Below are 22,157 nucleotides of genomic sequence, written 5' to 3'. Positions count from 1 at the left end.
CCGCTATGGGTTGACGCGCCGGTCAATTCCTCATAACCAGCCGTATCTCGTAAGAGAATCGAATTGCAACGGGCCCCGATCACGCCCTGCGCATGAACACCTGATCAGCTGGAGCCCGACGGCACATTCGCCTCGGGCTTCACGTTGTGAAAAAAGGGTCTGGCATGACGGACCCGCAACGAAAAGGAAGCACACACGTGGCACGTATTGCCGGCGTAAACATCCCGACTGCAAAGCGGGTTCCAATCGCCCTCACATATATCACCGGTATCGGTAACTCCTCCGCAGCTGCAATCTGCGAAGCTGTTGGCATCGATTCCACACGTCGTATCAACGAACTTTCGGATGCTGAAATTCTGAAAATCCGTGAGTATATCGACGAAAACTACACCGTCGAAGGTGACCTGCGTCGCGACACGCAGATGAACATCAAGCGTCTGATGGACCTTGGTTGCTACCGTGGCCTGCGCCACCGTCGTAACCTGCCGGTTCGTGGTCAGCGTACCCACACCAACGCTCGTACGCGCAAAGGCCCTGCAAAGGCCATTGCCGGTAAGAAGAAGTAAGGGAGGGTCTGATCAATGGCACGCGAAAAGACAAAGACGAAGCGTAAGGTTTCCAAGAACATCGCCGCAGGTGTGGCGCATGTTAACTCCAGCTTCAACAACACAAAGATCCTGATCTCTGACGTTCAGGGTAACGCAATTTCCTGGTCCTCCGCAGGTACCATGGGCTTTAAAGGGTCGCGTAAATCGACACCTTACGCGGCTCAGATGGCTGCTGAAGATGCAGGTAAAAAAGCCCAGGACCACGGCGTGAAAACGCTGGAAGTCGAAGTGCAAGGCCCCGGCTCCGGCCGTGAAAGCGCCCTGCGCGCGCTGGCAGCTGCCGGGTTCAACATCACATCGATCCGTGACGTGACCCCAATGGCGCACAACGGCTGCCGCCCTCCGAAACGCCGCCGCGTCTAAGAGTATAAGTTACAAAAGGGGCCGCGCCTTTGCGCACGGCCTCTTACTGCTTTGTTGAAACCTCGGGAGTTCTTCGCCATTTGGACATGGGGCGCAGAACAGGAATGGAGGGACGTATGATCCACAAAAATTGGGCTGAATTGATCAAGCCACAGCAGTTGGACGTCAAGCCGGGCAATGACCCTGCACGTCAGGCTACTGTCATCGCAGAGCCGCTCGAGCGTGGCTTTGGTTTGACAATGGGCAACGCGCTGCGCCGCGTTCTGATGTCGTCGCTGCAAGGTGCCGCCATCACATCTGTACAAATTGATAATGTTTTGCACGAATTTTCGAGCGTTGCGGGTGTTCGCGAAGATGTCACCGACATCGTTCTGAACCTCAAAGGCGTTTCCCTGCGCATGGAAGTCGAAGGGCCCAAGCGCCTGTCGATTTCTGCCAAGGGGCCGGGTGTTGTCACAGCTGGTGACATCTCTGAAAGCGCTGGTATCGAAATTCTGAACCGCGATCACGTGATCTGCCACCTGGATGACAACGCTGACGTTTACATGGAACTGACGGTCAACACCGGCAAGGGCTATGTTGCGGCAGACAAGAACAAGCCAGAAGATGCGCCTATCGGTCTTATCCCGATCGACGCGATCTATTCGCCGGTCAAGAAAGTGTCCTATGACGTGCAGCCGACCCGTGAAGGTCAGGTGCTGGATTATGACAAGCTGACGATGAAAGTCGAAACAGACGGCTCCATCTCTCCCGACGATGCCGTGGCCTTTGCTGCGCGTATTCTGCAGGATCAGCTGGGCATCTTCGTCAACTTCGACGAACCCGAATCCGCATCGCGTCAGGACGACGACGACGGTCTGGAATTCAACCCGCTGCTGCTGAAGAAAGTAGACGAGCTGGAACTGTCCGTCCGTTCGGCAAACTGCCTGAAGAACGACAACATCGTCTACATCGGCGATCTGATCCAGAAGACCGAAGCCGAAATGCTGCGCACGCCGAACTTTGGCCGCAAGTCCTTGAACGAGATCAAGGAAGTGCTGTCGGGCATGGGCCTGCACCTTGGTATGGACGTCGAGGACTGGCCACCAGACAACATCGAAGACCTCGCGAAAAAGTTCGAGGATTCGTTCTAAGAGATTTGTCGGGTGGGGTTTCCCCGCCCGACAATACGACCGGGCATCGGCCCCAAGGAGAGTTGGCGCTACGCACGCCAACCAGACAAAGCAAAACCGCCCGTAGAGGGCATTAAATTGGAGACTAGAAAATGCGTCACGCACGTGGTTACCGCCGCCTGAACCGTACACATGAGCACCGCAAGGCGTTGTTCTCGAACATGGCAGGCTCGCTCATCGAACATGAGCAAATCAAAACAACATTGCCAAAAGCCAAAGAATTGAAGCCAATCATCGAAAAGATGATCACATTGGCAAAGCGCGGCGACCTGCACGCGCGTCGTCAGGCTGCAAGCAAGCTTAAGCAAGACCAGTATGTCGCGAAACTGTTCGACATCCTGGGCCCACGCTACAAAGACCGTCAGGGTGGCTATGTCCGCGTTCTGAAAGCGGGCTTCCGTTATGGCGACATGGCACCTATGGCCATCATCGAATTCGTAGATCGCGACCGTGACGCGAAGGGTGCAAACGACAAGGCGCGCGTCGCGGCCTATGAGGTTGCCGAAGACTAAAGCGACCTGCTTTTGTTAAGAATTCTAAAAGCCCCTGCCAACGCAGGGGCTTTTTGCTTTTATGCCTTCGGCGAGGATTTAAATCCATTTGGAACTCGGGTGTTGCGCAAGGGCCTATGGCTGCGCATATCTGGGGGCATGAGAATACTTCTGATCCTGCTGACCGTTCTGTCTTTCCCCGTCGCTGCGCAAACTGTGCCAAGCTCTGCCGCGCAGATCCAGTTGAGCTTTGCGCCGCTGGTGCGCGAGGCCGCCCCCGCCGTGGTGAACATCTACGCCCGCACCATCGTCGAGCAAAGCCGCACGCCGCTGCAGGCTGATCCCTTCTTTGAACGTTTCTTCCGGCGGCCAGACGCCGGCCGCCCGCGGGTTCAGAACTCGCTCGGGTCCGGCGTGATCCTGTCGGAGGACGGGATCGTCGTGTCGAATTATCATGTGGTCGGGATGTCGACGGACATTCGGATCGTCCTGTCGGACCGTCGCGAGTTTTCCGCCCGTGTGCTGCTGAGCGATGCAGAGAGCGATCTGGCTATCCTGAAAATCGATGACGTCGACGGGCTTACCCCTTTGTCGTTGCGCGATAGCGATACCGTCGAGGTCGGAGAGTTGACGCTGGCCATCGGCAACCCCTTTGGGGTCGGGCAAACGGTGAGCAGCGGGATCGTGTCAGGCCTTGCGCGGTCTGGCGGGATGAACGGTGGCGGGCAGGGATACTTCATCCAGACGGATGCACCGATCAACCCGGGCAACTCTGGCGGTGCGTTGATCGACGTAGAGGGGCGGTTGATCGGGATCAACACCTCGATCTTAACACGCTCTGGCGGGTCAAACGGGATTGGCTTTGCGATACCTGCCAATTTGATCGCGGCGTTCATGGCGCAGGCGCGCGACGGGGCCGTTGAATTTACCCGACCTTGGGCGGGGATGAGCGGGCAGCCGGTGGATGCGGATATGGCGGGCCCGCTGGGGCTGGACCGGCCTGGTGGCATCATCGTGTCGGGGATGCACCCTGCCAGCCCGTTTCTGAAGGCCGGTGTTGCAGTCGGCGATGTGATCACGGCGGTCGATGGGCAAGAGGTACATACACCCGCCGAGATGATCTACCGCATGAGCGTGGCCGGGATGGGCGCACAAGCGCGGATCACGCGGCTGCGCGATGGCGCGGTGGAAGAGGTTGAGGTCGCCTTGATCGCCGCACCGGAAGAGCCATCGCGTGCCGCGCTCACGCTGGATGAAAGCAGCTTGCTACCAGGGTTGGCGTTGGCGCGGATCAATCCTGCTGTGATGGCTGAATTGAACCTCCCGCTTGAGGTAGCGGGTGTGGCGGTGATGGATACCGGGCCCTATGGTGGGCGCGTGGGGTTGCGGCAGGGGGATGTGATCCTGGCCGTGAACGGGGCCGAGGTGCAAACACCGTCGGATGTCAGCGACCAGATGGCGGGCAGCCGTCAGGTGTCGATGGTGGTGCAGCGTGGCGTGCAGCGTCTGTCGCTGCAATTCCGGGTCTAGCGCGATGGCGGACTTATTTGGATCGGACGCACCGGCTGTGGAAAGCGGGCACCGCCCGTTGGCGGACCGGCTGCGCCCGCGCAGTTTGGGCGAGGTCATCGGTCAGTCACAGGTGCTGGGGCCGGACGCGCCGCTGACGGTGATGCTGCAGTCGGGCTCGCTCGGGTCGCTGATTTTCTGGGGCCCGCCCGGCGTTGGCAAAACGACGATCGCGCGACTGCTGGCAGATGAGACGGACCTGCATTTCGTGCAGATCAGCGCGATTTTCAGCGGTGTGCCTGAGCTGCGCAAGGTCTTTGATGCGGCGAAAATCCGGCGACAGAACGGGCAGGGGACACTGCTGTTCGTCGACGAGATCCACCGCTTTAACAAGGCGCAGCAGGACGGCTTTCTGCCTCATATGGAGGATGGAACGATCCTGCTGGTCGGGGCCACGACCGAGAATCCATCGTTCGAGCTGAACGCCGCTGTGCTGAGCCGGTCGCAGGTTCTGGTGTTGGAGCGTTTGCCGTTGTCCGATCTGGAACGGCTGGCCGAAAGGGCCGAAAAGGAACTGGGTCGTGGCTTGCCACTGGACGGGCCTGCGCGTGAAAACCTGCTTGAGATGGCCGATGGCGACGGGCGTGCGTTGCTCAACCTGATAGAGCAGGTCGCCGCTTGGAAGGTCGAGGGCAAGCTGGACGGCAAGGCCCTCTCGGCGCGTTTGATGCGGCGCGCGGCGCAATACGACAAAGGGGGGGACGCGCATTATAACCTCATCTCAGCGCTGCATAAATCCGTGCGCGGCTCTGACCCTGACGCGGCGCTGTACTGGTTGGCGCGGATGCTGGAGGGGGGCGAAGACCCGCGGTATCTGATGCGCCGGATCACGCGCATGGCGGTCGAGGATATCGGGCTTGCCGATCCGCAAGCTCAGTCTGTTTGCCTGCAATCGTGGGAGACCTACGAGCGGCTCGGCTCGCCCGAAGGGGAACTGGCGATTGCGCAGGCGTTGACCTATCTCGCGCTGGCCCCGAAGTCGAACGCGGCCTACGTGGCCTATAAGGCTGCGCGGCGTGCGGCCAAGCAAACCGGCTCCTCTTTGCCGCCCAAGCACATCATGAACGCGCCCACCAAGATGATGAAAGAACAGGGCTACGGCGCGGGGTATGCCTATGACCATGATGCCGAAGACGGGTTTTCCGGCCAGAACTACTTTCCCGACGGGATGGAGCGACCGCAATTCTATCAACCTGTCGAACGAGGCTTTGAACGTGACCTGAAAAAACGCGTCGATTATTTCGAAAAGCTGCGGGCAACGCGGAAAACTTGACATTCGGGGCGTGAACCGTGAGAGACCGCAGATGATTTCAACCCTGTCCCTTGTCGCTATGGGCGGCGCGATCGGTGCCTCCTTGCGGTATCTGTTTGGTGTCGCCGTGACGCGGCTGGTCGGGCTGTCGGATTTTCCGATCGCGGTCCTGACGGTCAACATCATCGGGTCGTTCTTGATGGGCCTCTTTGTGGTGTGTGCCGCACAAAAAGGGCTGACGCAGATCAGCCCGTTTGTGATGACCGGCGTGCTTGGCGGCTTTACAACGTTCTCGTCCTTCTCGCTCGAGACGGTCACGTTGATGGAGCGCGGCCAGATCGGGGCGGCAGGGATATATGTGGCACTGTCCGTCGGGCTATCGGTGCTAGGATTAATGCTGGGCCTTTTGGTGGCCAGAGGGGTATTTGCATGAGCCGGGTTCAACATCTGGTCGTAGAAGAAGGCGACGGGGATCAACGGTTGGACCGTTGGTTCAAACGGACCTTTCCGTTGATTGGCCAAGGGCTGATCGAAAAGATGTGCCGGAAAGGTGACATCCGTGTTGATGGGGGGCGGGTCAAAGCCTCTACTCGGCTTGAGGTCGGGCAGACCGTGCGTATCCCGCCGCTGCCTGATGAAAAGGCTCCGCCGCCGCCCAAGCGCACGCGGATATCAGAGGCGGATACCAAGTTTATCCGGTCCTGTGTGATCTATCGCGACGATCACATCATCGCGCTGAACAAACCGCCGGGGCTGCCGGTGCAGGGCGGGTCTGGTCAATCGGACCGCCACGTCGACGCGCTTGCCGATGCTTTGATGTTCGAGCTTGATGAAAAGCCGCGCCTTGTGCACCGGTTGGACAAAGACACCTCTGGCGTGCTGATCATGGCGCGGACACGGTCGATTGCCGCCGCGCTGACAGCGTCGTTCCGCCATCGTGAAACCCGCAAGATCTACTGGGCTGCGGTCGCGGGCGTCCCGCATCCGCGCAACGGGACGATCAAATTCGGCCTAGTCAAAGCCTTCGGTCACGGCGCCCGTGGTGAGGGCGAAAAGATGTACTGCGTCCACCCGAAAGACATGGAAACAACCGAAGGTGCCAAACGCGCGACCACCGATTATGCGACCCTCGCACAAGCCGGAAAGCGGACCTGCTGGATGGCGCTGATCCCTGTGACGGGCCGGACGCACCAGCTGCGTGCGCATATGGCTGAAATCGGGCATCCCATTGTCGGAGATGGTAAATATGGCGGTTCAGGTCAGGAAAACATGGGCGACGGATGGGGCGCGCAACTGGGGGGCGATATCTCGAAGAAGCTGCACTTGCATGCGCGATCCCTGACGCTGGAGCACCCTGTCACCAAGGCGCGGCTGAACCTCACGGCCCCGCTGCCGGACCATATGGCGCGCACCTGGGACACGTTCCAGTGGGCACCCTCCGACGTGCCTGCTGACCCGTTCGAGGAGGATTGGGGGTGAGCGATTGGAAAGCGAAACGTTTCTGGAAAGAGGCGGCCGTTGTCGAGGCGGAGGGGGGCTATACTGTCGAGCTTGACGGGCGCGGGATCAAGACCCCGGCCAAACGTGCGCTGGTGGTGCCAACCCGCGCTATGGCGCAGAAAATTGCCGCCGAGTGGGAGGCACAGGACGGGGTGATCAACCCCGACACCATGCCCGCCACCAAAACCGCCAATGCCGCGATCGACAAGGTTGCGCTGCAACATGCCGAGGTTGCGGATATGTTGGCGGCCTACGGCGACTGTGATCTGCTGTGCTATCGCGCGGATAGCCCGGCTGAGCTGGTCGCGCGGCAGGCCGAACAATGGGACCCCATGCTGGAGTGGGCCCGCGAGACCTTGGGCGTGAGCTTGCAGACCCGAGTGGGGATCATGCACGAACCCCAGTCACCTGCGGATGTCGCACGCCTGTCGGCGCGCACCCATGCGTTAAGCAACTTTCAACTCGCTGCCTTCCACGACCTTGTGAGCCTGTCTGGCTCACTAATCTTGGGCTTTGCGGCGGCGCTTGACGCAAAGGAAGCGGAATCGATTTGGGAAATTTCGCGTCTGGACGAGATTTGGCAGGCCGAACAGTGGGGCAATGATGACGAGGCAGACGCCTTGGCCGCAGTGAAAAAGACTAGTTTCTTACACGCTAAGTTGATGTTTGACCTGAGCGTGCCCGAATAGGTTTCACGGTGACCCCAATACATAGGATTGAGAGCATTTTTTAAGCACACTGACTTGACGTTCCGGCGTAAATTCGCCCAAACTCCCTTCCACTGACGGGGATAACCCCGCCAAAACATCTCCGGTCCGAAAAGGTGCCGGGTGAACCGCCCTAAAACGTGGCGGAAAATCAGGAAGAGGTTAAAATGAACAAATCCGTATTTTTTGGTGCGCTAACAGTAGCCGGCCTTGCGGCTGGCGCAGCTGCTGCGTCCACGCTTGACGATGTCAAAGCGCGCGGCAAGCTGAACTGCGGCGTTACCACCGGTCTGGCTGGCTTTGCGGCCCCTAACGCCAATGGTGAATGGGAAGGCTTTGACGTGGCGGTATGCCGCGCCGTTGCCGCTGCTGTACTGGGCGACCCCGCAGCTGTCGAATTCATCCCCACAACCGGCAAAACACGCTTCACCGCGCTGGCATCGGGCGAGATCGATTTCCTTGCACGTAACACCACATGGACCTTCAGCCGCGATGTCGACCTCAAGTTCGACTTCATCGGCGTGAACTACTATGACGGTCAGGGCTTCATGGTTCCGAAAGAGCTTGGCGTTTCCTCTGCCAAGGATCTGGATGGCGCGACTGTCTGCATCCAAACCGGCACCACGACCGAGCTGAACCTCGCGGACTTCTTCCGCAACAACAACATCAGCTACGAGCCCGTGCCTGTTGAAACAAACGCCGAAGGCCAACAGCAGTATCTGGCCGGTGCGTGCGACACCTATACTACCGACGCCTCCGGTCTGGCCGCGACACGTGCGACCTTTGAAAACCCAGGTGAGCACATCATCCTGCCCGAAATCATCTCTAAAGAGCCTCTGGGCCCGCTTGTTCGCCATGGCGACAACGACTGGGGCGATGTAACGCGCTGGGTTCTCTATGCTCTGATCGCAGCTGAAGAGCTGGGTGTCACATCGGCAAACGTCGAAGAGATGACAACAAACACCACAAACCCAGAAGTTGCCCGTCTGCTTGGCACCGAAGGTACTTTGGGTGAAATGCTGGGTCTGGAAGCTGATTGGGCGAAGAAAGCCATCGCGTCGCAAGGTAACTACGGCGAAATCTTTGCCAAGAACATCGGCGAAGAAACACCAATCGGTCTGGCCCGTGGCCTGAACGCTCAGTGGACAGACGGCGGCCTGATGTACGCGCCTCCTTTCCGCTAAACACATCCGTCGAGGGGCGCGGAGCAATTCCGCGCCCTTTGCGCCTATACGACGCAAAAATAAAACCCGGCCCGCGACACCGAATGGTGCGTGAAAAACAGGTCCGGCACACAGGGAAAATCTGATGACGACAATGTCCGACCCTCAACAGGGCTCGTTCCGGCTGTCGATGTTGCTTAACGACACCCGCTATAGATCCTACACTTTCCAGTTTATCGCGCTGATACTGCTTATCGCATTGATGTCGTTTCTGGGCATTAACCTGGTACGAAATCTGGCAGAGGCCGGATTGAACATCTCCTACGGGTTTTTGAACGTGCCAGCCGGCTACGATATCAACCAATCCTTAATCGATTATAACAGCCAGTCATCGAACCTGCGTGCCGCAATGGTCGGTATCATCAACACGCTTCTTGTTGCGTTTCTAGCCTGTGTCACTGCGACAATTCTTGGTGTGATCGCCGGTGTGGCGCGCCTGTCCAAGAACTGGCTCGTGTCCAAACTGATGTCGGTCTACGTCGAGATTTTCCGGAATATTCCGGTGCTGATCTGGATCCTGATGATCTACACCTTGATGACGGCCGTATTGCCCGCGCCCAACAAGTTCCGCGGTGACAACGCCACGTCGAGCATGCTTTTCGACGCCTTCGCCTTCACCAACCGCGGCATCTACATTCCCGCACCGGTTTGGGGCCCGGGGTCTATGATCGTGGTTGCGACCTTTGTGCTGTCGATCATCGCCGCGATTATCTATCGCCGGTATGCGGTTAGCCTTCTGTTCCGTACGGGCAAGCTGCTGCCTATGGGATGGCCCACTGTCGCGATCTTGCTGGTGCCGACGATTGTGATGTTCTTCATCATGGGCAGCCCCATCGCATTGGATTACCCCGAGCTTAAGGGCTTTAACTTCCGTGGTGGTCTGCAGATCGGCGCGCCGCTGATCGCATTGTGGTTGGCTTTGTCCGTATACACCGGTGCCTTCATCGCCGAAAACGTGCGTGCAGGTATTCAGGCGATCTCAAAAGGGCAGACCGAAGCTGCATCGTCATTGGGCTTGCGCCCGAAGCGGGTCATGAACCTTGTGGTTCTGCCGCAGGCGTTGCGTGTGATCATTCCGCCGCTGATTTCGCAATACCTCAACATCACGAAGAACTCGTCGCTCGCGATTGCCGTAGGGTATGCCGATATCACTGCGACACTGGGGGGGATCACATTGAACCAGACCGGCCGCGCAATCGAATGCGTGCTTTTGCTGATGCTGTTCTATCTCACGATCTCGCTGTCGATCTCTGCGATCATGAACGTTTACAACAACTCTGTCAGCTTGAAGGAGCGGTAAGATGTCAGATACACACGCCGCCTCCGTCCCTTATGTGCGGGACACCATGTTGCCACAGCACGCGCCCCCGCCAACCGCGCAGGGGCCTGTAAAATGGGTCCGCGAAAGCCTGTTTTCGTCGATCCCTTATACCATTCTCACGCTCGCAGCGCTTTACGTTATCTATCTGATTCTTTCCGGCTTCCTTCCTTGGTTGCTGGGCGGCGTTTGGACGACATCCAACATTCGCGAGTGTCGCGAAGTATTGGACGGTGTCCAAGCTGGCTGTTTCTCGGTGCTGACAGAACGCTGGAACCAACTGTTGTTTGGTATCGCCTATCCACAGGACGGCTATTGGCGCCCGACATTGGCATTCGTGCTCCTGTTCGTCGCTGTGTCACCGGTGCTGTTTAGCAATCTGCCACGTGGGCTCATCCTTTTTACCGTCATCTATCCTTTCATCGCCTTTTGGCTGATCTGGGGCGGTTCCCTTTTGGTGCCATTGTCGGCGTTGCTGGCCGTAGTGGTCGGCTATGTGGTCTACAGCAGAATCGTTAAGACAAGCTTTGCAGGCGGCCTTTTCGCGGGTCTCATCGCAGGCGTCGTGACGTGGTTTGTCCTTGGCTTCATTACGCCAAGCCTATCCGGCGTACTCGCGCTGGAACCGGTCGCCTCGCGAAACATGGGGGGCTTTATGCTCAACATGATCTTGGGCGTGATCTGCGTGTCTTTGTCCTTGCCGATGGGCATTCTGCTTGCGCTGGGTCGTCAGTCGAGCTTGCCGATCATCAAACTGATCTGCGTTGTTTTTATTGAGTTTATCCGAGGGGTACCTCTGATTACGTTGCTTTTTGTTGCCAACGTGGTCCTGGCTTACTTCCTGCCGCCGGGCACAAACTTCGACCTGATCCTGCGTGTTATCATCATGATCACCATGTTCGCGTCTGCCTATATCGCCGAGGTGATCCGGGGTGGGTTGGCAGCCTTGCCACGTGGTCAATACGAGGCCGCAGACAGCTTGGGCCTTGATTATGCGCAGGCCATGCGCCTGATTATTTTGCCCCAAGCCTTGAAAATCTCGATCCCAGGGATCGTTAACGTGGCCGTCGGGCTGTTCAAGGATACTACGCTGGTGTCGATTATTTCGATGTTCGACCTGGTTGGGATGATCCGCGGGCCGATCCTAGCGTCGACTGACTGGAACGGCGTCTACTGGGAACTTTGGGGCTTTGCCGCCTTGCTCTTCTTCGTCGTCTGCTACGGCATCTCGCAATATTCACAATGGCTGGAACGTCAACTCCAGACCGACCACCATTAAGGAAAGGCTGTAATTATGGCTGAACAAGCACAAGCGCTGAAAGTCTCGAACGAGGTCGCGATCAGCATCGAGAACATGAACAAGTGGTACGGTACGTTTCACGTGTTGCGGGATATTGATCTGACCGTGTACCGTGGTGAACGTATCGTTATTGCCGGACCGTCGGGCTCGGGGAAGTCAACTCTGATCCGCTGTATCAATGCCTTGGAAGAGCATCAGAAAGGCCGGATCGAAGTCGACGGTACGGTGCTGTCCTCGGACGTTAAGAACATCGACAAGATCCGCTCCGAAGTCGGGATGTGTTTCCAGCACTTCAACCTTTTCCCACACTTGACGATCCTCGAAAACTGCACGCTTGCTCCGATCTGGGTGCGAAAAACACCTAAGAAGGAAGCCGAAGAAATCGCGATGCATTTCCTTGAGAAGGTTAAGATCCCGGATCAGGCGGACAAGTACCCAGGTCAGCTTTCTGGTGGTCAGCAGCAACGCGTGGCGATCGCGCGCAGCCTGTGTATGCGTCCGCGTATCATGTTGTTTGACGAACCAACCTCAGCCCTGGATCCGGAGATGATCAAAGAGGTCCTGGACACGATGGTCGAACTGGCTGAGGAAGGCATGACGATGCTCTGCGTAACGCACGAGATGGGCTTTGCCCGTCAGGTGGCCAACCGCGTCATCTTTATGGATGAAGGCCAGATCGTCGAACAGAACGAACCTGAAGAGTTCTTTAACAACCCCCAAAGCCCGAGGACCAAGCTCTTCCTCAGCCAAATTTTGGGCCACTAAGTTTCAAGGGCGGGGATTTCCCCGCCCTTTTCTATTGGGCAAGCATCCGTGGCGTCATGTACGCCTGTACGTCGCCGCTGTGCCAGTGCACGCCCCTCCAGTCGTCCACTTCGAATGACATCACCATTGTCGCACCCGGTGGGGTTCCGGCTGCAAGATGAGCTATGGCACCCACACGGGGCAGGAGGTGCGCCATCTCCGCCACGCCGGGGTTGTGCGCCAGAAGTAATACTGTGGACCCTTCAGCGCCCTGTATGGCCGCCATCAGTCGTTCTGTATCTGCTAGATAAAGGCGGTCTGTGAAGATTCGTTTAACAGCGGAGGGAATTTCCAAAAGTTCGAGCGTTTCCGACGTTCGCCGAGATGCAGAGCATAGCACAAGATCAGGTCTGTAGTCTTCTGCGTCGAGCCATCGCCCGATTGCATGTGCGTCTTGCCGACCTTTGTCATCCAAAGGCCGGTCAAAGTCCGTCGCGATCCCCGCCGGCCAACCTGCTTTTGCATGGCGCATCAGAATAAGGCGTCTCATCAACGTTTCCTTAATGTATCGGCCGCATAAACAAGAAGCTCAAACAGCCGGAAACAGGGGGGGGCATTATGCAGTAATTTATATAGTCGTTGTTACTGGCCGCGGATGATGCTCCCTGCACCATGTTCGGTGAAAAGCTCCAACAAGCAGGCATTAGGGGCTCTCCCGTCCAAAATCACCGCTGCGCGCACGCCACCGTCGATCGCATCAAGCGCAGTTTGTGTTTTGGGTATCATACCACCGGCAATCGTTCCGTCTGCCACCATCTCGCGTATCTGGCTCGCTGTTAGCTCCGTCAGCACGTCGCCTTCGGCATTCTTCACGCCCGCAACGTCGGTAAGCAGCAGCAAGCGGTCTGCCTTCAGCGCAGCTGCAATCGCGCCCGCCGCAGTATCCCCGTTGATGTTAAATGTTTCGCCGTTGCGGCCCATGCCAAGGGGCGCAATCACCGGGATAATTCCTTTGTCGGCTAGATCGCGTAGCAAACGGGGGTTTACTTCGGTCGGTGCGCCAACCAACCCCAGCTCTGGGTCCTCTTGGTCACAGATAATAAGGCCGCTATCCTTGCCAGACACACCGACGCAACGCCCACCCTGTGCCGTGATCGCTTGCACAATGCGGGCGTTCACAAGGCCCGACAGAACCATTTCAACGATTTCCATCGTGGCAGCGTCGGTCACCCGTTTGCCGTTTACGAATTCGGACTTGATGTTCAGCCGGCCGAGCATGTCATTGATCATCGGGCCGCCGCCGTGAATGATGACGGGGTTCACGCCGACCTGGCGCATAAGTGCTACGTCGCGCGCGAACTCTTCCATCGCATCGTCGCTGCCCATGGCGTGACCGCCCAGCTTTATAACAACGGTCGCGTCAGCGTAACGCTGCAAGTAGGGGAGCGCTTGGCTCAGGGTGCGTGCGGTGGCGATCCAGTCGCGATTCATGTCTTGTTTTCTCATTCTCTGCCTCGGTAAACGCCGAAGTGCTCGTCACTCCAACGTCGCGATAATGGCACGGAGCGTAGGGATGCCCCAGCCCTTTTCAGAAGACGTAACCACGATTTCGGGGTAGGCGGCTGGGTGCTTGGCAAGCGCACCGCGGACCTGATCCAGAACCTTCTGACGCTCTACTTCTTTAACCTTGTCGGCTTTCGTGAGGACACATTGAAAAGTCACGGCTGAGCTGTCCAACAAGGACATGATTTCGTCATCGACTTTCTTCACACCATGCCGCGCGTCGATCAGCACAAACGCACGGCGGAGCGTTTGCCGGCCTGAAAGGTACTGTTTCAGCAACCGTTGCCATTTTTCGACGACGGGTAGAGGGGCGTTAGCATAGCCATACCCGGGCAAATCGACGAGGTAGTGATCGTCGGCCGCGGTAAAATAGTTGATCTCTTGAGTGCGCCCCGGCGTGTTGGACGCTCTTGCCAGCGCTTTTGTGCCCGTCAAGGCATTGATCAAAGTCGATTTACCAACGTTTGATCGCCCTGCAAAACACACCTCCATCCGGTTGGCGGGTGGCAGGCCGTCCATCGCGACAACGCCTTTCACAAACAGCGTTTCGCCTGCAAATAGCATGCGGCCCTTTTCGGTTGCATAGGCATCAGGCTCTTCGGCGATGCTAAATTGGACTTGCATGAGTTAAAGTACCTTTACCTGGTCGCTAATTCCGACGGACCCCGTGTGAATGACCTCAGCGTATACGCGGAAATCTTGGTGACCCCAAGTGCTCAATACGCGCAACATGCCGATGTCGCGCTCGCCGTTGAGTGGATTCGCGGTGGTAGCTTGGCACCGCTTGATGGATTCCCGTACGCTTAGGACAGTTTCGCCAGCTGACACGTCGTTCCCGACCTAATCAAGCTCGCTTCATGGTGTTGCGGTATCAAACCAATGGTGCTTTTGACCCGGTGCTCAAATTTGCACAATGCGACCATTCGGTCTCATCTAGAGGCACCGTGCCATGCGCCACCGCCCAGGTCTGGTTCCAGGGCATCGACTGCCCCGTGGAGGGCGCTATATGATCCAGCTCTTCGCGACCATGGCTTTTGAGCGGGTGGCGATAGAGCTGGGTCACCGTTGTCATTATTTCGGATCACCCTTCCGTCCGAATTTCATGCTGCCTTTAATATTTCCTAGGATATCAGGCTTATAGCCCTGGCTGCGCATGATCAGGTACTGCTGCGTAAAGGTAATCGTGTTGTTTGCGATCCAGTAGACAACGAGGCCGGATGCGAAACCGCCAAGCATGAACATGAAGACCCATGGCATCCATGCAAAGATCATCTGCTGCGTGGGATCCGTAGGGGCCGGGTTCAGTTTTTGCTGCAGGAACATCGAAATACCCAGCAGCAGCGGTAGGATCCCGATAAAGACCAGGGCCAGAACGGTCCCTGCTTCGGGCGCAGCCCATGGCAGCAGACCATAGAAGTTGAAGATGGATGTCGGGTCTGGGGCGCTCAAATCCTGAAACGGGCCGAAGAAGGGCGCGTGGCGCAGTTCCAACGTGACGAAGATCACTTTGTAGAGGGAAAAGAAAATCGGGATCTGCATCAAAATCGGCAGACAGCCGGCGGCTGGGTTCACTTTCTCGCGTTTATATAGCTCCATCATGCCCTGTTGAAGCTTTTGACGGTCGTCGCCTGCATCCTTTTTCAGCTTCTCCATCTGTGGCTGAAGCTCTTTCATCTTCGCCATCGAAACGTAGGATTTATACGCAAGTGGGAAGAGCAGAGCTTTGATCAGTAACGTCAGGCCGATGATCGCGACACCCATGTTGCCGATCAGCAGGTTTAGATGGTGAAGTACCCAAAAGATCGGTTTGGTCAGGAAAAAGAACCAGCCCCAATCGATGGAGTCGATAAACTTATACACGCCTTGCGCCTCATAGTCGCGCAGAATTTCCCACTCTTTGGCACCGGCGAACAACTGTGTGGTGACCGTTGCTGTCTGCCCGCTTGCGACAGTTTGCGTCGGCATCACGGATTCGGTTTGAAAAATCTCAGTGCGTGGCAGGTACTTGACTGACAAGCGCGTTGGCTGTGCCGGATCCGGGATAAGGTTGGTCATGAAATAGTGCCCGGTGAAGCCGATCCAGCCGTTGGTTACACCGTCAATACGTTTGGATGGCACGCCGTTCACGGCGTCCAACTCGGGAATGTCATCCCAAGCGGTCTCAAGCAGTTCACCATTGTTCATGGCGACAAGGCCCTCGTGCAGAATGAAAAAATTCTGCGCGTCGCTTGGAATACCGTGGCGTGCAATTAGGCCGTAAGGTGCAAGCGAAACTGAGTTTTCGGAAGTGTTCTCAACCTTCTGTTCGATCTTGAACATATAGTTTTCGTCGATTGAGATGGTGCGTGAGAAAAGCTGACCGGCGTTGTTGTCCCAAGTGAGCGTGACCGGGGTTTCGACTGACAGCGTTTCACCTTGGCTAAGTGTCCAAAGGGTGTTTGGTCCTGGAACCTGTTCAGGGGCAATCCCCGCGCCTGGAGCCCAGCCGTAAAGCGCATAGTAGGCGTCGGGTGTGCCTGCAGGTGATAGCAAGCTTACGATAGGAGCATCTTCTTCGATAGTTGTGTTGTAATCCTTCAAATGAAGGTCATCGACCCGCCCCCCTAGCAGTGAGATTGAGCCGGAAATGCGAGCCGTTTCAACGGGAATACGCGGTGCTTCTTCGAGAGCTGCCGTTGCGTCGTCCGACGCGTCGGTCACATTGTCCGCCGCGCCTGCACTTGAAGGGACAACAGCCTCTGTCGAGGTTGCGTCCGTCACTTGCTGTGTGGCAGCCGGGTCAGTGATGGTTTCGGTTTCCGGAGGCGGGAACAACACGAACCATCCTAGGATGACTATGAAACTTAGAACCGTCGCGAAAATGAGATTCTTGTTTTGATCGTCCATGTGACCGTCACCTGATGCCTGTAATATCAGCGTGGGTTCAACAGAGTAAGGCACCAAAGGTCAAGTAGATTCGCCTTTTCCCCTTTGGTGCACACTGATCTGCCGAAGCCATACATCAACGAATGCCACCTACCACACTGGGCAGACGTGTCAGTTTTTGGCTATGTGTATGCATCCAAGTGGTCGCTTCGTGTATCTGCATGGGCGGCGCGATGCCGTCGCCTTGAACATGGTCGCAGCCCAGTTGAGACAATAAGCTATGCTCTCCGGCGGTTCGTATATCACAGGCCAGGGTTTCGACGCCCAAATCATGAGCCATCGCAACTACCGCTGACAGGATGCGGCGACGGTTGGGGTGTTTATCAACGTCATTGGTGAGAGACGGGTCGATAATCGCGAGGTCAACGCCGCATTTTTGAATAATCTCAACGCAGTGCGGACCGCTGCCAAAACCGTAAAGCGCGATACCGCATCCTAGCGTGCGAAGGTCACGGCATGTAGAAATGAGTGGGTGAGAAGGCGTATGCTGGCAAAGGTGTTGCGGCAGGGCTAGTCGCAAAGTAGCGGGTTTGACGTCAAGACGATCAAGTTCCCATTCCAGTTTTGCCGCCAGCTGCACGTCATCCACTTGCTCGGTAGAAAGGCTGCATGTGATGATAAGAGGAAAGTGAGACGTTCGTTGCAGGGTTTTGGCCCTGTGCAGCGCGTGAGTCAGATTGCTGAAGTGACTGAAAGGAGTTTCATCCTCTGCAATTTCCGAGGCGCTGAGCGGCGCGGCCATATCGGTGTTCATACTGGTGTTGCAGGCCGGAACTGCAGAGAATCCGGTGATCATGCCGGAATGAGTGGATATCTGAGGCTGAAATAGAGTTCGAGCGTGCTGCATCGGTTCCCGAGGTGTAGGATCGGTGCCGCCGCTTGGTCGGGCAGTGGCCGTCCTATCCAGCGGGCGCGGGTGCGATGGTCCTGATGGTGTACTGCGCCAGCTATCTGAAGCCAAATACAGCAGAGGGGGAGCGACAAAGCCGATGATAATCAACCCCTGCCAGCCGAACCAAAGCACGGACAACGCAAACCCCAGCAAAAGCACGAGGCCAGCGGGTAAATGGCGACGGGTTGCGCTACGCTGGGAACGATTAGATTGAAGATCATGTTGCAAATGAAGCCTCGGCTGACAGTGTTACCGCCATACCGATAGCCCTTGCCTCTGACCAAAAGATTAATGTTCTGCCTTTGATCTAAAGGATTTGAATTAAACCCTCAGCTTTTCGAGGGTTTACTTGTCTCGACTGAGGCCTGCAAAATCAAACAGGTTCGGGTCCAACAGATGCGAAGGGCGTGCGTTCATCAGCGCGCGGAACATCACCTGACGGCGTCCGGGGCTATTCGCCTCCCAGCCGTCTAGAATCGATTTTACCTGCTGGCGTTGCAGACCGTCTTGCGAGCCGCACAAATCACACGGAATGATTGGATAATTCATGGCAGTAGAGAATTTTTCGCAATCGACCTCCGCAACATGGGCGAGGGGGCGGTATAGGAACAGATCGCCTTCTTCGTTCACGAGTTTTGGCGGCATGGTTGCCAAGCGCCCGCCATGAAACAGGTTCATGAAAAACGTCTCTAGGATATCGTCACGGTGGTGGCCTAGGACAACAGCGGTACATCCTTCTTCGCGTGCGATGCGATAGAGGTGCCCCCGACGAAGCCTACTGCACAACGCACAGAATGTGCGGCCCGCGGGTATTTTATCCATGACGATGGAATAGGTATCTTGGTATTCGATGCGGTGTTTGACACCCATCTTTTCAAGAAACGCGGGCAAGACCGTGGCGGGGAAATTGGGCTGACCTTGATCGAGGTTGCAGGCGACCAGTTCGACGGGCAGAAGACCGCGCCATTGGAGCTCGTGCAAGATGGCCAGCAGGGTGTAGCTATCTTTGCCCCCGGACATGCAAACCAGCCATTTGCCGCCGGGTTCGATCATCCCGTATTGCTCAATCGCCTCGCGCGTTTGTCGCACAAGACGTTTGCGCAGTTTGCGAAACTCGGTGCTTTGGGGGGCACCGTTGAAGAGCGGGTGAATATCTTCGGGATGATCAAGCATGGGCTTGGCTTAGTGCAACTGAGTTTGCCGATCAAGCGCCAGTGCATGTGTATGGCGGCGATTGGTGATGTAAAGAAAGGAGAGAAACGGAAGGGCTAGTCAGGTACGTTGTCGATGCCGCTATCGCCCCAAGGGTGGCAGCGAGCGATGCGCCGCAGGGTGAGCCAGCCGCCCTGGATGCCGCCATGTTTAGCAAGTGCTTCCAGCGCATATGCGCTGCATGTCGGGTGGTATCGGCAGTTGTGGCCAACCCAGGGGCTGAAGACGAGGCGATACCCTTTCACAGGCAGTGCCAAAACGCGCGCCAAAGGGGTCACTTTTTTGAACCAGAGCGTTGCTTGCCGTGCAGGATCCCCAAGGCTTTGGTGAAATCCGACTGCAATTTGTCAAAAGGGAGGGATGCCGTGGCATCGCTGCGACCTACGAGGACATAATCCATACCGTCGCGTCCCTCGTGAGGGAGCGTCAGGCGTGCGACTTCGCGTAGACGTCGTTTGGCCCGATTGCGCGCGACGGCGTTGCCCACTTTTTTAGAGCAGGTGAACCCAACCCGTATGCCATCGGCTTCGCCCGCTGCGCGTTTACGCATCTGCAGGATGAAACCGGGCATGGCGACCCGAGGGGCACGGGATGCCCGTTGAAAGTCGGGACGGTTTTTGAGCGTTTGCACACGTAAAGAAACCGCCGGAAGCGTTTCCTCTGGTGTGGCGATGCTGCCATCCATAGGTGCCTCCGACGGTGTCATATCTTTTTGAAACCGAGGTCGCGTATTACGCGCTCAGTTCCTTCCGGCCTTGTGCACGGCGCGCGTTGATGATCTTGCGACCCGCTTTGGTTGCCATGCGTGCGCGGAAACCGTGGCGCCGTTTGCGCACAAGGTTTGAAGGTTGATAGGTGCGTTTCATCGCTCCGACTCCACTTTATACTTTAGCACGCGACCAGATTCGGCGCGTCACTGTCATTTCAAGCCCTGCTCCTAAAGCTGCAGCACGGGCAAGTCAAACCCTTGGTGCCGTTATTTCGGCCTTTGCAACAAATTAAGCCAGCTTATCTGCGCAATGTTACAGTTTTCTTGGGAATTGCCGTGACATCGTCATAAAAGCCGCCTTCACATCAACCACACGTGAGCACCCTATCTGGCTGGCGATATTTGACCCATCTAATAAGGAGCAACTTATACCCTTTTGAAAGTGACTCGACAGTATGTCCGCACAAGCCTCTGAAAAGCCTTCATGGTTTCGCTACTTGCCCTTTGTGGCCATCTTGGCGGTCGCGGTGATCGGCTATTTCGCCCTGCGCGATTACCTTACCTTCGAGACGCTGCGCGACAACCGCGAGGCGCTGATCGCTTTTCGTGACCATCACTACGCGCTGACGATCCTCGTTTTTCTGGGCATTTATATCATGATTGTGGGGTTTTCCCTTCCAGGGGCGAGCGTGGCAACAATCACTGGCGGTTTTCTATTCGGGACAGTGTTCGGCGTTCTGGCAAATGTCACCGGCGCGACACTGGGGGCGGTCGTGATCTTTCTTGCCGCGCGTATGGGTCTCGGAGAGACATTGAAGGCGCGCATGGACGCGTCGGAAGGGCTTGTGCGGAAGGTCAAAGCGGGCATTGACGAAAACCAGTGGTCGATGCTTTTCTTCATACGATTGGTGCCCGTGGTGCCCTTCTTTGTGGCGAACCTTATTCCTGCCTTTCTGGGTGTGCCTCTTTATCGCTTTGTGATCTCTACCTTTCTAGGGATCATTCCCGGGTCGCTTGTGTTCACCTCAATCGGTGCTGGGCTGGGTTCCGTTTTTGCACGGGGTGAAACGCCAGACTTCGGCATTATATTCGAACCTCACATCCTGCTTCCCATTCTGGGGCTTTGCGCTTTGTCGGTGCTGCCCGTCGTGTTGAAAGCTGTCACCGGCAAAAAGGAACTTTTGAAATGAACCGCATCAAAACTGACCTGTTGATCATTGGCGCAGGCTCCGGCGGGTTGTCCGTCGCGGCGGGGGCGTCACAAATGGGGGCGGATGTTGTGCTGCTTGAAGGGCACAAGATGGGCGGCGACTGCCTGAACTTTGGCTGCGTGCCGTCGAAGGCGCTGATTGCTACGGGCAAGGCGGCCTATGGGCAGCGGCACAGCGCGGAATATGGCGTGGCCAATGCGGCGGGCGAGGTGGATTACGCCGCTGCAAAAGATCATGTGGCGGACGTGATTGCGCAGATCGCGCCGGTCGATAGTCAGGAACGCTTCGAAGGCTTCGGGGTCAACGTGATCCGGGAGTACGGGCGCTTCATCTCCGAAGACGAAGTGCAGGCCGGAGATTCGGTGATCAAGGCGCGGCGCATCGTCATCGCGACGGGATCATCGCCGCTGGTGCCCCCGATTACAGGTCTGGATACAACGCCGTACGAGACGAACGAGACCTTGTTCAATCTGCGCGAAAAGCCCGAGCATCTGCTGATCATCGGTGGCGGGCCGATCGGGATGGAAATGGCGCAGGCCCACATACGCATGGGGTGCAAGGTTACCGTGATCGAGGGAGATAAAGCGCTTTCAAAGGACGACCCCGAACTTGCCGCCATTGTTTTGCAAACGCTCAAGGACGAAGGCATCGAGATTGCAGAAGCTGCGCAAGCCGCTGAAATCCGTGGGGATGTCGGCGCGATAGAGGTGGAAGCAAAAGACGGGCGCGTGTTCAAAGGCTCGCATCTTCTGGTGGCCGTCGGCCGCAAGGCAAACACGGATCGTCTGGACCTGGAAAAGGCGGGGATCGAACCGATCAAGAACGGGATCAAGGTTGACGATTCCCTGCGCACCACCAACCGCAAGGTCTATGCCATCGGCGACGTTGCAGGCGGGATGCAATTTACCCATGTTGCGGGCTATCACGGCGGCGTCGTGATCCGGTCGCTGATGTTCGCGCTGCCTGCCAAGGCGAAGACGGCGCATATCCCTTGGGCCACCTACACCGACCCAGAACTGTCGCAAGTCGGCCTGACCGAGGCGCAAGCCAAAGAGAAACACGGTGACAAGCTGGAGGTCGTGCGCTTTCACTATAACCACAATGATCGCGCCATCGCGGAGCGTAAAACCAAAGGTTTGATCAAGGTTATGGTGGTCAAGGGGCGCCCCGTGGGCGCAAGCATCGTCGGTTACCAAGCAGGAGAGTTGATCAACCTGTGGGCTTTGGCGCTGGCAAATAACATGAAAATGAGCCAGATTGCGTCTATGGTTGCACCTTACCCTACCATCGGCGAAATCAACAAACGTGCGGCGGGGGCGTATTTCAGCCCGCGTCTGTTCGAAAGCGATTTGGTCAAGACTGTCGTTCGACTGGTGCAGCGGTTCATCCCATAAAGCG

At 57.0% G+C, this 22,157-nt stretch carries 24 protein-coding genes; 15 read left to right on the top strand and 9 right to left on the bottom strand.

Annotated features, from left to right (window positions below; all coding sequences use genetic code 11):
- Nucleotides 1-197 precede the first annotated feature (197 nt).
- The 13 genes from rpsM (at nt 198) to AB1495_RS03255 (ending at nt 12,268) form a co-directional block, all read left to right on the top strand.
- The gene (gene rpsM / locus AB1495_RS03315; RefSeq protein WP_005849790.1) at nt 198-566 is read left to right on the top strand and encodes a 30S ribosomal protein S13; all 369 of its coding nucleotides are present in this window, start codon (nt 198-200) and stop codon (nt 564-566) included.
- A 15-nt stretch (nt 567-581) separates the two neighbouring features.
- A complete protein-coding gene (gene rpsK, locus AB1495_RS03310) occupies nt 582-971 on the top strand; it encodes a 30S ribosomal protein S11 (protein ID WP_005849789.1) in 390 nt (129 codons plus the stop codon).
- 116 nt (nt 972-1,087) lie between these two features.
- Nucleotides 1,088-2,104, top strand: a complete 1,017-nt coding sequence (locus AB1495_RS03305) for a DNA-directed RNA polymerase subunit alpha (RefSeq protein WP_005849787.1) — start codon at nt 1,088-1,090, stop codon at nt 2,102-2,104.
- Nucleotides 2,105-2,235: 131 nt separating this feature from the next.
- A complete protein-coding gene (gene rplQ, locus AB1495_RS03300; RefSeq protein WP_005849785.1) occupies nt 2,236-2,655 on the top strand; it encodes a 50S ribosomal protein L17 in 420 nt (139 codons plus the stop codon).
- Between the two features lie 138 nt (nt 2,656-2,793).
- Nucleotides 2,794-4,164, top strand: a complete 1,371-nt coding sequence (locus tag AB1495_RS03295; protein ID WP_074634775.1) for a trypsin-like peptidase domain-containing protein — start codon at nt 2,794-2,796, stop codon at nt 4,162-4,164.
- Between the two features lie 4 nt (nt 4,165-4,168).
- Nucleotides 4,169-5,476, top strand: a complete 1,308-nt coding sequence (locus AB1495_RS03290) for a replication-associated recombination protein A (protein WP_074634774.1) — start codon at nt 4,169-4,171, stop codon at nt 5,474-5,476.
- Between the two features lie 31 nt (nt 5,477-5,507).
- The gene (gene crcB / locus AB1495_RS03285) at nt 5,508-5,888 is read left to right on the top strand and encodes a fluoride efflux transporter CrcB (protein ID WP_074634773.1); all 381 of its coding nucleotides are present in this window, start codon (nt 5,508-5,510) and stop codon (nt 5,886-5,888) included.
- The gene (locus AB1495_RS03280) at nt 5,885-6,934 is read left to right on the top strand and encodes an RluA family pseudouridine synthase (protein ID WP_005849777.1); all 1,050 of its coding nucleotides are present in this window, start codon (nt 5,885-5,887) and stop codon (nt 6,932-6,934) included. Before crcB ends, AB1495_RS03280 begins: the two co-directional genes overlap by 4 nt.
- Complete coding sequence (locus tag AB1495_RS03275) at nt 6,931-7,644, top strand: ATP12 family chaperone protein (protein ID WP_074634772.1); 714 nt, start codon at nt 6,931-6,933, stop codon at nt 7,642-7,644. The genes AB1495_RS03280 and AB1495_RS03275 overlap by 4 nt, the downstream gene beginning before the upstream one ends.
- Before the next feature lie 185 nt (nt 7,645-7,829).
- Nucleotides 7,830-8,846, top strand: a complete 1,017-nt coding sequence (locus tag AB1495_RS03270) for an amino acid ABC transporter substrate-binding protein (protein WP_037944858.1) — start codon at nt 7,830-7,832, stop codon at nt 8,844-8,846.
- A 124-nt stretch (nt 8,847-8,970) separates the two neighbouring features.
- Complete coding sequence (locus AB1495_RS03265) at nt 8,971-10,185, top strand: amino acid ABC transporter permease (protein WP_037944857.1); 1,215 nt, start codon at nt 8,971-8,973, stop codon at nt 10,183-10,185.
- A 1-nt stretch (nt 10,186) separates the two neighbouring features.
- Nucleotides 10,187-11,482 (top strand): amino acid ABC transporter permease, encoded by a 1,296-nt coding sequence (locus AB1495_RS03260; protein ID WP_009825287.1) that lies wholly within the window; start codon nt 10,187-10,189, stop codon nt 11,480-11,482.
- Between the two features lie 15 nt (nt 11,483-11,497).
- The gene (locus tag AB1495_RS03255; protein WP_005849767.1) at nt 11,498-12,268 is read left to right on the top strand and encodes an amino acid ABC transporter ATP-binding protein; all 771 of its coding nucleotides are present in this window, start codon (nt 11,498-11,500) and stop codon (nt 12,266-12,268) included.
- A 31-nt stretch (nt 12,269-12,299) separates the two neighbouring features.
- Here AB1495_RS03255 and AB1495_RS03250 read toward each other — a convergent pair whose 3' ends face one another.
- The 9 genes from AB1495_RS03250 to rpmH all read right to left on the bottom strand — a co-directional run bounded on the left by AB1495_RS03250 (nt 12,300) and on the right by rpmH (nt 19,705).
- Entirely contained in the window at nt 12,300-12,797 is a 498-nt protein-coding gene (locus tag AB1495_RS03250; protein WP_064215818.1) for a histidine phosphatase family protein, read from the bottom strand.
- Nucleotides 12,798-12,889: 92 nt separating this feature from the next.
- Nucleotides 12,890-13,753, bottom strand: coding sequence for an acetylglutamate kinase (gene argB / locus AB1495_RS03245; protein WP_174226614.1), 864 nt, complete (start codon nt 13,751-13,753; stop codon nt 12,890-12,892).
- A gap of 30 nt (nt 13,754-13,783) precedes the next feature.
- Nucleotides 13,784-14,434 (bottom strand): ribosome biogenesis GTP-binding protein YihA/YsxC, encoded by a 651-nt coding sequence (gene yihA / locus AB1495_RS03240; RefSeq protein ID WP_074634771.1) that lies wholly within the window; start codon nt 14,432-14,434, stop codon nt 13,784-13,786.
- A 447-nt stretch (nt 14,435-14,881) separates the two neighbouring features.
- Nucleotides 14,882-16,696 carry a membrane protein insertase YidC gene (gene yidC, locus AB1495_RS03235; protein ID WP_074634769.1) on the bottom strand — a complete coding sequence of 605 codons (1,815 nt, stop codon included), beginning with the start codon at nt 16,694-16,696 and terminating at the stop codon, nt 14,882-14,884.
- 115 nt (nt 16,697-16,811) lie between these two features.
- Nucleotides 16,812-17,582 carry an EAL domain-containing protein gene (locus tag AB1495_RS03230; RefSeq protein WP_074634768.1) on the bottom strand — a complete coding sequence of 257 codons (771 nt, stop codon included), beginning with the start codon at nt 17,580-17,582 and terminating at the stop codon, nt 16,812-16,814.
- A gap of 390 nt (nt 17,583-17,972) precedes the next feature.
- Nucleotides 17,973-18,800, bottom strand: a complete 828-nt coding sequence (gene ttcA, locus AB1495_RS03225; RefSeq protein WP_074634767.1) for a tRNA 2-thiocytidine(32) synthetase TtcA — start codon at nt 18,798-18,800, stop codon at nt 17,973-17,975.
- A gap of 95 nt (nt 18,801-18,895) precedes the next feature.
- A complete protein-coding gene (gene yidD, locus AB1495_RS03220; protein WP_074634766.1) occupies nt 18,896-19,117 on the bottom strand; it encodes a membrane protein insertion efficiency factor YidD in 222 nt (73 codons plus the stop codon).
- Nucleotides 19,114-19,524 (bottom strand): ribonuclease P protein component, encoded by a 411-nt coding sequence (rnpA, locus tag AB1495_RS03215; protein WP_005849750.1) that lies wholly within the window; start codon nt 19,522-19,524, stop codon nt 19,114-19,116. Before rnpA ends, yidD begins: the two co-directional genes overlap by 4 nt.
- 46 nt (nt 19,525-19,570) lie before the next feature.
- Nucleotides 19,571-19,705, bottom strand: coding sequence for a 50S ribosomal protein L34 (gene rpmH, locus AB1495_RS03210; RefSeq protein WP_005849748.1), 135 nt, complete (start codon nt 19,703-19,705; stop codon nt 19,571-19,573).
- Between the two features lie 298 nt (nt 19,706-20,003).
- Between rpmH and AB1495_RS03205 the strand changes: the two genes are divergently transcribed.
- Entirely contained in the window at nt 20,004-20,738 is a 735-nt protein-coding gene (locus tag AB1495_RS03205) for a TVP38/TMEM64 family protein (protein ID WP_074634764.1), read from the top strand.
- A complete protein-coding gene (locus AB1495_RS03200) occupies nt 20,735-22,153 on the top strand; it encodes an NAD(P)/FAD-dependent oxidoreductase (protein ID WP_074634763.1) in 1,419 nt (472 codons plus the stop codon). The genes AB1495_RS03205 and AB1495_RS03200 overlap by 4 nt, the downstream gene beginning before the upstream one ends.
- Nucleotides 22,154-22,157: the final 4 nt, after the last annotated feature.

Origin of the sequence: Sulfitobacter pontiacus, assembly GCF_040790665.1 — a bacterium.
GTDB lineage: Bacteria > Pseudomonadota > Alphaproteobacteria > Rhodobacterales > Rhodobacteraceae > Sulfitobacter > Sulfitobacter pontiacus.
The sequence above is the reverse complement of the archived record's forward strand: the minus strand, read 5'-3'. Positions and strand labels throughout refer to the sequence as shown.